This window comes from Streptomyces sp. NPDC107559 (assembly GCF_055657365.1).
The window spans coordinates 179,999-193,894 of sequence record NZ_JBVKBD010000007.1; the positions used below are offsets into that span (position 1 = coordinate 179,999).

General features: G+C 74.0%; 10 protein-coding genes and 5 tRNA genes. 6 read left to right on the forward strand and 9 right to left on the reverse strand.

Translation table 11 applies throughout. From position 1 onward, the window contains the following. Positions 1–57: 57 nt before the first annotated feature. The 3 genes from ACZ7OY_RS22080 to ACZ7OY_RS22090 form a co-directional block, all read right to left on the reverse strand. Complete coding sequence (locus ACZ7OY_RS22080; RefSeq protein WP_471912918.1) at positions 58–882, reverse strand: GNAT family N-acetyltransferase; 825 nt, start codon at positions 880–882, stop codon at positions 58–60. 102 nt (positions 883–984) lie between these two features. Next, positions 985–1,806, reverse strand: a complete 822-nt coding sequence (locus ACZ7OY_RS22085) for an aminotransferase class IV (protein WP_471912919.1) — start codon at positions 1,804–1,806, stop codon at positions 985–987. Beyond that, positions 1,803–2,852 carry a chorismate-binding protein gene (locus tag ACZ7OY_RS22090; RefSeq protein ID WP_471912920.1) on the reverse strand — a complete coding sequence of 350 codons (1,050 nt, stop codon included), beginning with the start codon at positions 2,850–2,852 and terminating at the stop codon, positions 1,803–1,805. Before ACZ7OY_RS22090 ends, ACZ7OY_RS22085 begins: the two co-directional genes overlap by 4 nt. Before the next feature lie 191 nt (positions 2,853–3,043). Here ACZ7OY_RS22090 and ACZ7OY_RS22095 point away from each other — a divergent pair. From ACZ7OY_RS22095 to ACZ7OY_RS22115, 5 genes are all read left to right on the forward strand, one after another. Beyond that, positions 3,044–3,116: transfer RNA gene (locus ACZ7OY_RS22095), tRNA-Gly, on the forward strand. Between the two features lie 38 nt (positions 3,117–3,154). Then, positions 3,155–3,228 (forward strand) — tRNA-Cys (locus ACZ7OY_RS22100). A gap of 1 nt (position 3,229) precedes the next feature. Then, a tRNA-Val gene (locus ACZ7OY_RS22105) sits at positions 3,230–3,301 on the forward strand. A 35-nt stretch (positions 3,302–3,336) separates the two neighbouring features. Continuing rightward, positions 3,337–3,408, forward strand: a tRNA-Val gene (locus tag ACZ7OY_RS22110). 43 nt (positions 3,409–3,451) lie between these two features. Next, positions 3,452–3,523 (forward strand) — tRNA-Val (locus ACZ7OY_RS22115). A 47-nt stretch (positions 3,524–3,570) separates the two neighbouring features. On the opposite strand, the gene ACZ7OY_RS22120 is transcribed toward ACZ7OY_RS22115, so the two are convergent. The 3 genes from ACZ7OY_RS22120 to ACZ7OY_RS22130 form a co-directional block, all read right to left on the reverse strand. Beyond that, on the reverse strand, positions 3,571–3,876 hold the full coding sequence (locus ACZ7OY_RS22120; RefSeq protein ID WP_471912921.1) for a TFIIB-type zinc ribbon-containing protein: 306 nt from the start codon (positions 3,874–3,876) through the stop codon (positions 3,571–3,573). An 80-nt stretch (positions 3,877–3,956) separates the two neighbouring features. Beyond that, a complete protein-coding gene (locus ACZ7OY_RS22125; protein ID WP_471912922.1) occupies positions 3,957–4,907 on the reverse strand; it encodes a phosphotransferase in 951 nt (316 codons plus the stop codon). A gap of 257 nt (positions 4,908–5,164) precedes the next feature. Continuing rightward, the gene (locus ACZ7OY_RS22130; RefSeq protein WP_471912923.1) at positions 5,165–5,359 is read right to left on the reverse strand and encodes a hypothetical protein; all 195 of its coding nucleotides are present in this window, start codon (positions 5,357–5,359) and stop codon (positions 5,165–5,167) included. A 703-nt stretch (positions 5,360–6,062) separates the two neighbouring features. Here ACZ7OY_RS22130 and ACZ7OY_RS22135 point away from each other — a divergent pair. Then, positions 6,063–7,502: a serine/threonine-protein kinase gene (locus ACZ7OY_RS22135; RefSeq protein ID WP_471913135.1), complete on the forward strand. Its 1,440-nt coding sequence runs from the start codon at positions 6,063–6,065 to the stop codon at positions 7,500–7,502. A gap of 61 nt (positions 7,503–7,563) precedes the next feature. On the opposite strand, the gene ACZ7OY_RS22140 is transcribed toward ACZ7OY_RS22135, so the two are convergent. The 3 genes from ACZ7OY_RS22140 to cobT form a co-directional block, all read right to left on the reverse strand. Beyond that, entirely contained in the window at positions 7,564–8,382 is an 819-nt protein-coding gene (locus tag ACZ7OY_RS22140) for a TrmH family RNA methyltransferase (RefSeq protein WP_351623034.1), read from the reverse strand. A 64-nt stretch (positions 8,383–8,446) separates the two neighbouring features. Beyond that, a complete protein-coding gene (gene cobA, locus ACZ7OY_RS22145) occupies positions 8,447–9,679 on the reverse strand; it encodes a uroporphyrinogen-III C-methyltransferase (protein ID WP_471912924.1) in 1,233 nt (410 codons plus the stop codon). Positions 9,680–9,834: 155 nt separating this feature from the next. Then, positions 9,835–13,755 (reverse strand): nicotinate-nucleotide--dimethylbenzimidazole phosphoribosyltransferase, encoded by a 3,921-nt coding sequence (gene cobT / locus ACZ7OY_RS22150; RefSeq protein WP_471912925.1) that lies wholly within the window; start codon positions 13,753–13,755, stop codon positions 9,835–9,837. Between the last annotated feature and the right edge of the window lie 141 nt (positions 13,756–13,896).

A 13,896-nucleotide genomic window follows, 5' to 3' on the forward strand; every position in this document is an offset into this window, starting at 1 on the left:
CCGGAATCCCTTCCGATCCGGAAACCAGCCGCATCCGGCCGCGGACCCCGACCGGGCCTACAGCAGGTGCTTGTAGAAGATGCGCTGTCGGGTCTCGTAGCCGAGCGACTCGTACAGCCGCTCGGCCGGGGTGTTCCCGGCGAACACGTTGAGGCCAAGGCTGCGGCTGCCCCCGGCGATCGCCTGGACCTCCGCCAGCAGCATGAGCGTACGGCCGTGTCCGTGGCCGCGACGGCCGGCGTCGACCTCCACGTCGTAGACGAAGGCATCGCCGTCGCGCCAGCCCAGCCACAGGACGCCCACCCGGGTCCCCTCGTGCTCCAGGACGCTGAACGTGTTGCCCGGGGTGGCGGCCCCTTGCGTCTGCAGATGCGCGTGGTCCCGGCGCGACTTGGCGTACGCCTCGGCCTCGGGCAGGCCCCGCTCGATCCACTCCTGCGCGTACGCCTGCGACTCGTACGCCTGCCAGGTCTCGAACTCGTCCTCCGTCATGGGCCGCGCCCGACTGCCGGCGGGCAGCTGCGGCGCGGCGCCGGAGAGCGGTTTGGCCATGATGCGGTTGCGCAGGACGTAGCCCAGGTTCGTGGCGAGCCGCGCCGCCGTCGGGGCGTCCTCGGGGACGATCGCCTCGATCTGCCGGCAGCCCCAGCCGCGCACCACCTCCTCGGCGGCGAGCGCGGCGACCGTGCCCCGGCCGCGCCGGCGGTCCGGCTCCTCGATGCGCAGGTCCAGGATGCGGGCCACCGACTCGCCGAGGCTCGGGGAGGTGCCGAGGTGGATCGCGCCCACGGGACGGCTGTTCACGCACACCTGGTAGTGGCGTGAGCGCGGTCCGTCGGCGGCGCGCTGGAGCGGCTCGGTCGGCCGCAGGGTCGTGGTCATCAGGGGTGTTCTACCCGGTACCGCGCCTCGGGACAGCCGAATTGTTTCCCGGGACGCCCCACCTCCCCGGCCTGACCGTGTCACACGTCACACATGCCTCGGTCAGGGATCGAGGTCGTGCCCCGACCGCTCGTCGAAGATCCGCATGGCCTTGGCGGTCACGGGGCCCGGCGCGCCGGGGAGTTCGCGCCCGTCGACGCGGTGCACGGCCTGGACGTCGCGCAGGGTGGAGGTCAGGAAGACCTCCTCCGCGCGCTCCAGGACGTCCAGCGGCAGCTCGGTCTCCCTGGCACCGGTCCACTCGACCGCCAGCGCGCGCGTGATGCCCGCGAGACAGCCGGAGGCGACCGGCGGGGTGTGGATCTCACCGTCGAGGACGACGAAGACATTGGAGCCCGTGCCCTCGCAGAGCTGTCCCACGGTGTTGGCGAAGAGGGCCTCGGAGGCACCGTGCGCGTGCGCGCGGGCCAGGGCGACGACGTTCTCGGCGTACGAGGTGGTCTTCAGGCCGGTGAGCGCGCCGCGTTCGTTGCGGGTCCAGGGGACCGTGACGACGGCGGTGGAGTCGGCGCGGCGGCTGGTCTCACCGAGGGCGACGACGAGGGTCTGGCCGTGCGCGCCGCGGTCGGAGCCCAGCGGACCGTGGCCGCCGGTGTACGTGATGCGCAGTCGGCCGAGCGGCATCGGGTTGGCCTCGATGACGGCGGCGCAGGCACGGCGGACCTCGTCGAGGTCGGGGTCGGGCAGGCCCAGGCCGCGCGCGGACCGGGTGAGCCGGTCGAGGTGCCGGGTGAGCGCGAAGGGCCTGCCTTCGACCGTCTTCACCGTCTCGAAGATGCCGTCGCCCACGGTCAGTCCGTGGTCGAAGACGGACACCCGGGCGGACTCGGCGTCCCGCAGTCCTCCGTCCAGCCAGATCTTCACGTAAGTGCCTCTCCATCTGCGCTTGCCTCGTACGTTCCCGACGCTACCGCGAGCAGCCGGGACGCCTTCAGTTCGGTCTCCCGCCACTCCGCCTCGGGGTCGGACCCCCAGGTGATGCCGGCTCCGGTGCCGAAGCGCAGGACGCCTTCGGCGCGGTCGATCCAGAAGGTGCGGATGCCGACGGCCAGCTCGCCCTCGCCGCGGTCGGCGTCGACCCAGCCGATGCCGCCGCAGTACGGGCCGCGGGGCGCCGTCTCCAGGGCGGAGATGATCCGCAGGGCGCTGGACTTGGGGGCGCCGGTGACCGAGCCGGGCGGAAAGGCGGCGGCGAGCAGTTCCGGCCAGCCGGTGCCCGGGCGCAGTTCGCCGCGGACCGTGGAGACGAGGTGGACCAGGCCGGGGTGCTTCTCGACGGCGCACAGGTCGGGGACGCTGACGCTGCCGGTGGCGCAGACCTGCCCGATGTCGTTGCGGACCAGGTCCACGATCATCACGTTCTCGGCGTAGTCCTTCTCCAGCAGGTCCGCCTCGGTGCGGCCGGTGCCCTTGATCGGTCCGGACTCGACCGTACGGCCGTCGCGGCGCAGGAAGAGCTCGGGCGAGGCAGTGGCGATCTCCACGCCGTGCCGGGGCAGCCGAATCGTTCCTGCGTACGGTGCCGGGTTGCCGCGGGCGAGCAGCGCGGTGAGGGCGGCCACATCGGCGTCGGGCGCCACCGGCGCGGACAGCACCCGGCAGAGGTTCGCCTGGTACACCTCGCCGGCCGCGATGTGCTCGCGGATCCGCCGGACGCCGGCCGTGTAGGCGGCGCGGTCGAGGGAGGAGGTCCAGTCGGCGACCGCCGGTCCGCGCCAGCCGCCCGGTACCGGGACCGGCACCGGCTCCCTCCGTACGTCCGCGAACCGGGCGCAGGTCAGACGGCCCTCGAAGTCGGCACAGACGGCCCAGAAACCGGCCGAGTCCAGGGCTGCGGGGTCGCTGGTCACGTCGAGCAGGCCGGTGGCGACACGGTCGCCGAAGCGGGCGAGGGGAGGGAGGTCGAGCACGTTGAAGAGTCTAGGCGGGTGACGTTCAGGTGGCCCTGCCGTGTCCTTGTGCGGAGCTCTTGCGGGGGGCCTCGTCAGGTCTGCGGGGAGACGCAGGGCAGCACGCTGCGCAAACGCGTTTTTGTGCTGGCCCGGGAATCCGCTAGAGTTCAACACGTCGCCGGGACGCGCAAGCGGAACGGAAACGACAAGCGGACGTAGCTCAGTTGGTAGAGCGCAACCTTGCCAAGGTTGAGGTCGCGAGTTCGAGCCTCGTCGTCCGCTCGAAGGAACTAGGGGTCTTCCCGATCCCCTACACTCCTGGTGGAGTGGCCGAGAGGCGAGGCAACGGCCTGCAAAGCCGTCTACACGGGTTCAAATCCCGTCTCCACCTCCAAGGACGATTAGCTCAGCGGGAGAGCGCTTCCCTGACACGGAAGAGGTCACTGGTTCAATCCCAGTATCGTCCACTGGCCCGAAAGGGCTTCGATCCGCAAGGATCCCCGCGCGATTAGCTCAGCGGGAGAGCGCTTCCCTGACACGGAAGAGGTCACTGGTTCAATCCCAGTATCGCGCACGCAGTGCCCGTGATCGACTTCCTGGAGTCATCATGGTCCCGAGGACGATTAGCTCAGCGGGAGAGCGCTTCCCTGACACGGAAGAGGTCACTGGTTCAATCCCAGTATCGTCCACACACCGGATCCCCCGGCCGTCGCGTACGGCCGGGGGATTCCTCGTGTCAGGACGAGAACAGCATGTGGCCGAAGCTCTTGTGACGGTGGTGGCCGCCGTAGTGCCCGCCGCCGTGGTGGCCTCCGCCGTGCCCGCCGCCGTGCGGAGCGCCCCAGGCGGGCGCCGACGGCGCGGGGTACGCCTGCGGAGCGGCCGGCGGCGGCGCGGGCTGGGTCCACTGGGACTCCAGTCGGGTCAGCGCCTCCAGCTCGCCGTAGTCGAGGAAGATCCCCCGGCAGCCACTGCACTGCTCGATCTGGACACCGTTGCGGTTGTACGTGTGCATCGGCGCATGGCACTTCGGACAATGCATGGTCGGCTCAACTCCTCGTCGATCGGTCCTGCTTCGCGTCTCACCGGGACAGACTCTGCCCGGCCGCGGTCGGTTGCACCCTACTTCGCGAAGTCCCCTCCCAACTCCACGGGGATCGCGCCCATTCGGACACAAGCGTCGACAACGGACAGTTCCACTTCGTCCAGGGGCCGGTCCGCAGCGATCGCCTTGGCCACGGCCCGGGCGGCGCTCTGCACGGTCAGGGCACGGGCCGGAACGTCCAGGGCGGGCCAGGGATCGCCGTCCGCGGGCACGGCTGGGCCCGCCGCCGCGCGGTAGGCGGTCAGGAACCGGGTCCATTCGCCGGGCGGGAGCAGTCCGCAGGCGTACCAGGCGGCGGGGCGCGCCAGGTCCCAGGCCGCGACGCCGGTGCCGAGGTCGTCGATGTCGATCAGCCGCCAGGGACCGTCCGGGGCCGGGTGCCGTACGAGCTGGCCGAGGTGCAGGTCGCCGTGGCACAGGGTGGTCCGCTCGGGCATCGGGGCCGCGTCACGGGCCCAGGCGGGGAGGGTGGCCCAGGCGCGCAGGACCGGGCGGACGGCCGGATGCGGGGCGGGCGTGGCACGCAGCAGGGCCACGGCACGGGCCGCCTTGGCGGGGCCGCGCATCGGGGGCGGTGCGTACGGGGCGGCCGGTACCGGGGTGCGGTGCAGCCGGGCGAGGAGGGTGCCCGCCGCCTCCCAGGGAGCGGCGTCGGGGTCGTCCGGGTCCACGGGGCTGCCGTACGGCCAGAGGGTCACGAGCCGGCCGTCGACCGAGGCCGGGCCCGGCTCCAGCGGAGGCAGCAGGACGTCCGGGAGGGTGGTGGCCAGGCGGAGCCGGAGGGCCAGTTCGGTGTGGGCGGTGTCCGGGGCGTGCGCCTTGGCGACGGTCCCGGCATGCCGGACGACGGTGGCGTCCGGGCGGTCGGCCAGGGTGGTGGGGGCGCCGCAGAGACAGGGGGCGCCCTCGGGATGGGCCGCGGCCCGGGCCTTCACGGCGAGTGCGGGCAGCAGCAGGTCGGCGGTCACGGATCCCCCAGCGTCGTACGGCTCTGGCCGGAGCGTACGCAAACCGGATCGGAGCGTCGTACGGCTCTGGCCGGAGCGTACGCACACCAGGTCGGGGGCCGCACGGCACCCGGGTCGAGCCGACGGGAAAACGGCAATGCCGGCGCAGCTCCCCAGCTGCGCCGGCATTGTCTGCCGTCCGCCGCACCCCCGTCCCCACGGGGTTTCATGGGTGGATGTCCCCGCCCGGACCGCTCTTCCGGGCCTGGGGTCGCCGCTCAGCGCCCCAGCATCACTCCCACGGACGACGCCTGTGTGGCCACCGTCTCCCAGCCGTCGAAGACCAGCAGGAGCAGAGCCGCCAGGGGAAGGGCCATGAGGGTCGCCACCAATGGGTGGCGACGGCCCGTGCGGCGTGGGCGCGCGAAGCGCCCCTGGGTACGGATCGTCGTCCGCGGTGCCGTGTGGGCCATGGTCCCTCTCCTGACCGTGTTGCGTTGTCGTCGGCAGCGGCGGGTGTCTGACCTCGGGGGACGAGTGCTGCACCCGCCGCTTGACCTCAAATCTAGATGCGCGGCGCCTGCCGGGCGTCATGCCCTCGTACCGATTGACGGGCCTCCCCGAGGATGAGCCGTGACCTGCGGTGTACTCCGCAGGGTGGAGACGCGGTTCCAGGTCTCGGGGTCATCCCCGAGGGGACGCCCGGTGTGCCCCCGCTTTTCCGGACTGTCCGCACGGGACCCGGGGCCGGTCCGGCCGAGGCCCGCACTCCGGTACGCCGGGAGCGGGACCGTACGGACGATCCGGCTTCCGCGTCATGGGAGGGGTTCAGGGGGCTCCCAGACGGTGACTTCGCTCACTTCCCGCACATCTCGGGACACCCCGGACCCCGCCCGGCGGCCCGTGCCGCCCACCGTCGTGCGGTGCGTCCGTGTCCGCCGCGCGGTGCGCCCGGCACACTCCGGACTGCCGTCTCTCTCGTGCCCAACACCCCTTCTATGGCGCGATGTTGACGAGTCGAGTGGCTCAAAGTGACTCTGCTGTCCGGCTCTCTGACCACTCCTCATATCCCGGGCCCCACAAGCACAATCCATCCGGCCGAGAGGGCGCGGCCTCTGCGCGCAGGCGGCTGTGGAAACGTAAGCTGTGGCACGTCACACGGACCGGGCAGCGGGGATGAACATGGCGATGATGCGCCTGAGGCGCGAGGACCCGCGCGTCGTCGGCTCGTTCAGGCTTCACAGACGGCTCGGCGCGGGCGGCATGGGCGTCGTCTACCTGGGCTCCGACAAGAAGGGGCAGCGGGTCGCGCTGAAGGTGATCCGGCCCGATCTGGCGGAGGATCAGGAGTTCCGCTCGCGGTTCGCGCGCGAGGTGTCCGCGGCGCGGCGGATCCGTGGCGGGTGCACGGCCCGGCTGGTGGCCGCGGACCTGGACGCGGACCGCCCCTGGTTCGCCACGCAGTACGTGCCCGGCCCGTCCCTGCACGACAAGGTCGCCGACGAGGGACCGCTGGGCGCGGCCGAGGCGGCGGCGATCGGCGCGGCCCTGTCGGAGGGCCTGGTCGCGGTGCACGAGGCCGGGGTGGTGCACCGGGACCTGAAGCCGTCCAACATCCTGCTGTCCCCCAAGGGGCCGCGGATCATCGACTTCGGCATCGCCTGGGCGACGGGGGCCTCCACTCTCACGCACGTCGGCACCGCGGTCGGCTCCCCCGGCTTCCTCGCCCCCGAGCAGGTGCGCGGGGCCGCCGTCACCCCGGCGACGGACGTGTTCTCGCTGGGCGCCACCCTCGCGTACGCCTCCACCGCCGACTCGCCTTTCGGGCACGGCAGTTCCGAGGTGATGCTGTACCGGGTGGTGCACGAGGAGGCTCATCTGCACGGGGTGCCCGACGCGCTGGCCCCGCTGGTGCGCGCCTGCCTGGCGAAGGACCCCGAGGAACGGCCCAGCACGCTCGAACTGTCGTTGCGGCTCAAGGAGATCGCGGCCCGTGAGGCGCAGGGCCTGGCCGACGGACGGCCGCCCGCGCCGCGAGCCGGCGAGGCGGACCGGCCCACCGGGCGGCTGGCCGAGGCCAGTTATCCGGAGCAGCTGCGGGCCGCCCCCCGGCGGACGCCTGGACATCCGGGAACGCAGGGGACTCCGCCGCCCCGGGGCGCCACCCCCACGCCCTCGCGCGGTCCGGCCCCGGCCGTCCGGAACGGGGGGACGCCGTCGCGCGGCGGCAGCGGCCCGCGGGGCAACGGCACCGCGTCCCGGTCCGGCGCCCGACCGACCCCGGCCTCGCGCAACACCACCCGGTCGGGCACCGGCGGTCGCACCGGGCCGCGCAGCGGTGCGGGCCGTCCCGCGCCCAGGACCACCGGGACGGGCCGACGGCCGGCGAATCCACGGCTGCTGCGGCAGCGGCTGTTCGTGTTCGTCGTGGTGACGCTGCTCGTCGCGCTCGCCATCGGCGTGGTGCAGGGCTGCCAGGGGCCGGCCCGCGGACTCGGTGGCGGCGCCGACGTCGTACGACGGTCCGGCGCGCAGCCGCACCCGCCCGCGCCGTCGTTCGAGAAGCAGCCGAAGCAACGGTACGGGCCGACGCTCCGGGCCGACGGCCCGGAGTGACCCGGGCGACGCCCGCCCCGGCAGACGTCCCCGGGTGGGCCGGGAGCCGGAGGGTTGCAGGTCAGGCGGTCGGGCGGCCCGTGGCCACCGCGTAGAAGGCGACCGCCGCCGCCGCGCCCACGTTGAGGGAGTCGACGCCGTGGGCCATCGGGATGCGGACCCATTCGTCGGCGGCGACGAGGGCCTGGGTGGACAGGCCGTCGCCCTCCGCGCCGAGCATCAGGGCCACCCGGTCCATCCGGTGCGGGGCGGCCTCGTCGAGGGACCTGGCCTTCTCGTCCGGGGTGAGGGCGAGCAGGGTGAAGCCCGCCTCGCGGACCGAGTCGAGCCCCTTGGGCCAGGTGTCGAGGCGGGCGTAGGGCACCGAGAAGACCGCGCCCATCGAGACCTTGACGGAGCGGCGGTAGAGCGGGTCGGCACAGTCGGGCGAGAGCAGTACCGCGTCCATGCCGAGGGCGGCCGCCGAGCGGAAGATCGCGCCGATGTTGGTGTGGTCGTTGACCGACTCCATGACCGCCACCCGGCGGGCGGAGCGCAGCAGTTCGGCCGCCGTCGGCAGCGGCTTGCGCTGCATGGAGGCGAGCGCGCCGCGGTGCACGTGGTAACCGGTGACCCGTTCGGCGAGCTCCGGGCTGACCGCGTAGACGGGGGCCGGGAGCTCGTCGATGACGTCGCGCATGACGTCGACCCACTTCGCGGACAGCAGCATCGAGCGCATCTCGTACCCGGCGTCCTTGGCCCGGCGGATGACCTTCTCGCCCTCGGCGATGAACAGGCCCTCGGCCGGCTCGCGCTTGCGGCGCAGCTCGACGTCGGTCAGGCCCGTGTAGTCGCTCAGACGCGGGTCGGCGGGGTCCTCAACGGTGATGAGATCGGCCACAGGGTGATACTGCCTTGTCCTGGGTGTGGTGCCAACGGCTCGGAACGGGTTGTGTTACCCGGGGTTACTCGGTGGTGCGGGGACCCACGCCGACGACGTCGCCGATGACGATGACGGCCGGGGGCCGCACGTCCTCGGCGCGCACCGTCTCGGCGACGGTCGCGAGGGTGGCGTCGACGCGGCGCTGGGCGGCCGTCGTGCCCTCCTGGACCAGGGCGACGGGGGTGTCCGGCGACCTGCCGTGCGCGACGAGCGTCTCGGCGATCTTGCCGATCTTGTCGACGCCCATGAGGACGACCAGCGTACCCGTCAGCCGGGCGAGCGCGGGCCAGTCGACCAGGGAGCGCTCGTCGCCGGGGGCGACATGGCCGCTGACCACCGTGAACTCATGGGCGACACCGCGGTGGGTGACCGGGATGCCGACGGCGCCGGGCACCGAGATCGAGCTGGAGATGCCCGGGACGACCGTGCACGGGATGCCCGCCTCGGCGAGCGCCTGGAGCTCCTCCATGCCACGGCCGAAGACGTACGGGTCGCCGCCCTTCAGCCGGACCACGGACCTGCCCTGCCTGGCGTGCTCGATCAGCGCGTTGTTGATGGCCTCCTGGGCCATGAAACGCCCGTACGGGATCTTCGCCGCGTCGATCACCTCGACGTGCGGCGGGAGTTCGGCCAGCAGGTCGCGCGGGCCGAGGCGGTCGGCGATGACGACGTCCGCCTCGGCGAGCAGCCGCCGCCCGCGGACCGTGATCAGGTCCGGGTCGCCGGGACCGCCGCCGACGAGGGCGACGCCGGGTGTGCGGGTGCGGTGGTGCGGGGCGACGAGGGTGCCGTCGCGCAGCCCCTCCACGACCGCGTCCCGGACGGCGGCGGTGTGCCGGGGGTCGCGGCCGCGCGCGTCGGTGGTGAGCACGGCCACGGTGACGCCCTCGCTGTGGCCGGTGGCCGGGGTCCAGGCGGTCGCCGCGTCGGCGTCGTCGGAGCGCACGCACCAGACCCGGTGCGCCTCGCCCTCGGCGGAGGCCCGGGTGTTCGCCTCCGGGTCGCTGGTGGCGATCAGCGCGTACCAGGCGTCGGCGAGGTCGCCGTCGGCGTAGGGGCGCCGCTGCCAGGCGATCTCGCCCGCGTCCGCCATGGCCTCGACGGAAGGAGTCGCCTCGGGGGACACCAGGAGGATGTCGGCGCCCGCCGCGATCAGCGCCGGGAGACGGCGCTGGGCGACCTGACCGCCGCCGAGGACGACCACGCGGCGGCCTGCCAGACGGAGGCCTACGGGGTAGGCGGGGTGTTCGGCCATGCGGGGCGGCTCCTCGTCCTCGTCCTGGCGATGCGAAGGGCGCTACAGCTCCGGAGCGGCCCTGACGTGCGAATTTTAGCCGTGGTGCGGGGTACGGCAGGGGGCGGGGGCGGGCACCGGAACGCCCGGCTGCCCCGACCCCGCCCCGCGGTGGGCTACTTCTCGGTGACGCCCGCCGAGTCGAACGTCGCCACCTCGTGCATCGCTCGTGCCGTGCTCTGCACCAGCGGGAGCGCCAGCAGGGCGCCCGTGCCCTCGCCCAGGCGCAGGTCCAGGTCGACCAGGGGGCGCAGGCCCAGCTTGTTGAGGGCCGCCACATGGCCCGGCTCGGCGCTGCGGTGACCCGCGATGCAGGCCGCGAGGACCTCCGGGGCGATCGCCCGGGCGACCAGGGCTGCGGCGCCCGCGCTGACGCCGTCCAGGATCACCGGGGTGCGCAGCGAGGCGCCACCCAGCAACAGGCCGACCATCGCCGCGTGTTCGAAGCCGCCGATGGCCGCGAGGACGCCGATGGGGTCGGCCGGGTCGGGCTGGTGGAACTCCAGGGCGCGGCGCACGACTTCGGTCTTGCGGGCGAGGGTCTCGTCGTTGATGCCGGTGCCGCGGCCGGTGACCTCGGCCGGGTCGGCGCCGGTGAAGACGGAGATGAGGGCGGCCGACGCGGTGGTGTTGGCGATGCCCATCTCACCGGTGAGCAGCGCCTTGTTGCCGGCCGCCACCAGGTCTCGGGCGGTCTCGATGCCCACCTCGATGGCCTGCTTGGCCTCCTCGCGGGTCATCGCGGGGCCGGTGGTCATGTCCGAGGTGCCCGCGCGGACCTTGCGCGGCAGCAGACCGGGGGTGGCCGGGAGGTCGGCCGCGACGCCCACGTCGATGACGCAGACCTCGGCGCCCACCTGTGCGGCGAAGGCGTTGCAGACCGCTCCCCCGCCCAGGAAGTTGGCCACCATCTGGGCCGTGACCTCCTGCGGCCAGGGGGTGACGCCCTGGGCGTGCACACCGTGGTCGCCCGCGAAGATCGCGACGGCCGCGGGCTCCGGGATCGGCGGCGGGCACTGCCGGGACAGGCCCGACAGCTGCGCGGAGATGATCTCCAGCATGCCGAGCGCGCCGGCCGGCTTGGTCATGCGCTTCTGCCGCTCCCAGGCCTCGCCGAGCGCCTTGGCGTCCAGCGGGCGGATCCCGGCGACGGTCTCCGCGAGCAGGTCGTGCGGGTCCTCGCCGGGCAGCGCGCGACGGCCGTACGTCTCCTCGTGCACCACCCACGACAGGGGACGGCGCTTGGACCAGCCCGCCTGCATCAGCTCGGGCTCCTCCGGGAACTCGTCGACGTACCCGACGCACAGGTAGGCGACGACCTCCAGGTGGTCGGGCAGGCCGAGGGCGCGGACCATCTCGCGCTCGTCGAAGAAGCTGACCCAGCCGACGCCGAGGCCCTCGGCGCGGGCGGCGAGCCAGAAGTTCTCCACCGCGAGCGCGGCGGAGTACGGGGCCATCTGCGGCTGGGTGTGCCGGCCGAGGGTGTGGCGGCCGCCGCGGGTCGGGTCGGCGGTGACGACGACGTTCACGGGGGTGTCGAGGATCGCCTCGATCTTCATTTCCCTGAACTGCTTGGCCCGGCCCTTGGGCAGCGACTTGGCGTACGCCTCGCGCTGACGCATGGCCAGTTCGTGCATGGTGCGGCGGGTCTCGGCCGAGCGGATCACGACGAAGTCCCAGGGCTGCGAGTGGCCCACGGAGGGGGCCGTGTGGGCCGCCTCCAGGACGCGCAGCAGCACCTCGTGCGGGATCGGGTCGCTGCGGAAGCCGTTGCGGATGTCACGGCGCTCGCGGATCACCCGCAGCACGGCCTCGCGCTCGGCTTCGGCGAAGCCGGGGGCCGCCGGGCCGGTGGACTCTCGTGCTTCTTCCACTGCGGCCGTGCTCTCTTCTTCCTGGTCTTCCTGTACGGCGCCCCTGGTGTCCAGGTCCGCCGCCTGCTGTACGACGCCCGCGTCGTGCTCCGCGTCCTCGGCGGCCTGGCCGGGGGCCGGCTCGGCCTCCCGGGGGGCGGGGACCACGGCGACGGGCTCCGGGATCTGCGCTCCCGGCGTCTGTGCCTGCGGGACCTGCTCCACCGGTGCCTGCGGCTCCTGGGCGGGCAGGACGATGGGGTGCGGCGGGGTCGGGGCGAGGTGCGGGGTGGTCGGCACCATGCCCTCGACCGGGACGAACCGGCCCACGGGCTGGTCCTGGTCCTGGCCGGCCTCGGCCCGCGGGTCGGCCGCGGAAGCGTCGGCGGTCTGCGGGGCGGGCTCGGCGGCGGGCGGCACCTGTGCCGCGGCGCCGGGGTGCGCGGGCGCCGGGTCGGCGGCGGGCTCGGCCGGCTCCGGGGTGTCGGCCGCGGGACGGGCGAGACCCATCGCGTCGAGGGCCGACGGAAGGGGCGCGAACACGCCGGACTCCGGCCCGGCGGCCGGGGCGACCGCCTCGGGGGTCCCCGCGGGCTGCGCGGCGACGGCCGCGGCGGGGTCCGGGACGGGCGCGGCGGCGGACGCGTCCTCGGGGACGGCCGGCTGCGGGACCTGGGGCGCCTGGGGTGCCTCGGGCACGACGGCGTCGGCGGCCGGTACGTCCTGCGGCGCGGCCACGGCTTCGGCTTCGGTACCGGGCACGGTCCCGGCGGCCTCCGGCGCCAGGGCGTCGGCGGGCGCGGCCTGCTCCGGAGCGAGCTGCTCCGGCCCTGCCTGCTCCGCCACGGCCTGTTCCGATACGACCTGCTCCGCCACGACCTGCTCCGGCACGGCCTGCTCCGATACGAGCTGCTCCGGCCCTGCCTGCTCCGCCACGACCTGCTCCGGTGCGGCCTGTTCCAGCACGGCGGGCGCGGGTTCGGGGGTCTGCTGATTCTGCGGGGTCTCCTGAGCCGCGGTCGTCGCCTCGGCGGCGACCGCTTCCGCGGCCTGCTCGGCGGCGGCCGCGTCGGACGGCTCGGGGACCTGGCCCGCGTCCTCGGCACCGGCGGCCGGTACGGATTCCACTGGCTCCTGGGCTGCGACGGCAGCGGCGTCGGCCTGCCCGGGGTCCACGACGGACTCGGGGCCCGGGACCGGGCCCTGCTCCGTCGCCTCGGCGGCGCCGGGGACCTGGGCCGCGTCCACGACCGGTGCGGTGTCCGGAACCTGTTCCTCGTTCCCGGCGGGGCCGGCCGGCCGACTGTGCGTCGGTCCGGGCACCACTCCCGTGCCCGAGCCGTGCTCCGCGGTCATGGCCTCGGCCGCCGTCGGCTCCGGGCCGGAGGCGGGCTCGTCCGTCCGGCCCGGCCCCTCGGCCTGTGCCGTGGCGACGCCCGCCTCGGTGGCGATACGGGCCATCACGGCCTCGGCCACGCCGACCGGCTCGGGCTGCTGTGCCACGACCGGCTGTTCCATGACCGGCTGTGCCGCGACCGGCTGCTCCACGACCGGCTGTGCCGCCGCCGGGTACTCCGCGTGCGTCACGACCGGGGCTTCGGCAGGGGCGGCGACCGGGTGCTCCACGACCGGGGCGGCCGTCGCCGCGGAGGTCGCGACCATTGCCGCCGACGGCTGGACCGGACTCGGGCCGACCCAGGGCGCGTTGCCCGGCACCGGCATCTCGCGCGCCGGCGGTACGTCGAGGTACTCGGGGCCCATCGTCGCGGGTCCCGGGTGGCGTACGGGCGCGCCTGCCGGGCCCCGGTCGGCGAGGGAGCGGACCGGGCTGGCGGAGGCGTCCGGGATCGGCGGGCCGAGGTGCAGGGGTCTGCGGGGCTGCACCTGGACCGGCGGCGTGGTCGGGCTGGGAAGGCGGACGCCGCCGAGGTCGACCGAGCCGGTGTCCCGGCCGGACAGCTCGTGCGCACCCGGCTCGTGAAGGGTCTCGACGACCGGCTCCGGCGCCGGCGGAGCCACTTCGTTGCCCCAGGCGCTCTGGGCGCCCGGCAGCAGCAGGTCTTCGTCCTCGGCGGTGGTCTCGGAGAGGTAGGTGTACCCGCCCTGCGCGGAGACGCCAGGCTGCTCCACCATGCCTGAGTTCTCCGGCAGCCCCTCGCCCGGGATCTGGCCGGTGTCGGTCATGCGTACCCCTCGCCCATCGGTTAGTGCCTCTACGACCAGCTCACCGGGAACGGCGCACCGACCGCCCCCGTAGTGAAGAACGAGCGTGCGTGCCCAGCGGCACGAACAAGCCGACCGTAAAAAGCGACAAAGCCATTAGGT